Below are 969 nucleotides of genomic sequence, written 5' to 3'. Positions count from 1 at the left end.
AATTCACCCACGAAAGGTCAACACGCCCTATCACCTGGGAGTTTTATTTCGCTAAGCGCCATGGTGTTTTTATCAACTTTAACCAAACAGTTACTGCCATTACACGACACCCAAGGCGACCCGTTAGAATCAATCTTTATTCCATAAGGACGCGAGCCTTTAGTGGGCAAAGTAGCCAATTTAATATCGCCGGTTTTAGGGTTTAGCTTGCCAACCATGTTGCTGTGCTGCAGGGTAAACCAAAAAATACCTGCGTTATCAAACACGCCAGTATGCGGGTCTCGGGCGTTTTTATTAGGCATTTTATACACTTTAAATTTTTCGGTTGTTAAATCTAAATACCCAACAGTGCCATTTTTATTGCCTAAAAACCAAGGGGTTTGGTTTTTATCAAGCGATACACTGTGCGCATACGTACCACTTGGCAAAGTGTACTCTTTCATTTCACCGGTTTTAGGGTTTAACCTACCTAAAATATTGCCCCACTGGCCAACCCACCAAATAAGTCCGTTTTTACCTTGCACGGGGTCGCGAGCGCGCTGCCCAAGCGTAGGCACTTGCCAGTATTTAAAGCTAAGTTTTAAATCGCCTTTTACCACCGTTGACTCGCGCTTAGTGTTAATAGGGTAATGCTTTGCCAAATACGTGCTTATATCTTTACTAAGGGCAGTACCCTCGCCGGTATCAACCATATAGCTTATTAGTGTTTGCCAATCCGCTTGGCTATAACCCGCACTGCGCTCAAGGTTGTTTAAACTATGGCAACTGGTACAAAGCTGCTCAACTAACACCCCTGGCTCATTACTCAATACAGGTAGCGGCGCAGCCAAAGCCCCTAGCGTAGCCATTGCCACAACGTGCTTATTAAATAAAAATCGATTTTTACGCATAACGCCCTCCCTTGCTTTTAATATTAAAGCATAGGGCGAAAGTGTTTACTATGTGAGCTATTTAGCTTTTAGCTTTTAG

Annotated in this window: 1 protein-coding gene; it reads right to left on the bottom strand. The window is 43.7% G+C overall.

The window, feature by feature from the left end:
* Positions 1 to 17: 17 nt before the first annotated feature.
* Positions 18 to 890, bottom strand: a complete 873-nt coding sequence (locus tag CWC11_RS20260; RefSeq protein WP_249330780.1) for a Vgb family protein — start codon at positions 888 to 890, stop codon at positions 18 to 20.
* Positions 891 to 969: the final 79 nt, after the last annotated feature.

This window comes from Pseudoalteromonas sp. S3178, from assembly GCF_005886985.1.
GTDB lineage: Bacteria > Pseudomonadota > Gammaproteobacteria > Enterobacterales > Alteromonadaceae > Pseudoalteromonas > Pseudoalteromonas carrageenovora.
The sequence above is the reverse complement of the archived record's forward strand: the minus strand, read 5'-3'. Positions and strand labels throughout refer to the sequence as shown.

Coding starts and splice junctions, on each gene's coding strand:
- CWC11_RS20260 (WP_249330780.1), bottom strand. CDS start 890: ATGCGTAAAAATCGATTTTTATTTAATAAGCACGTTGTGGCAATGGCT.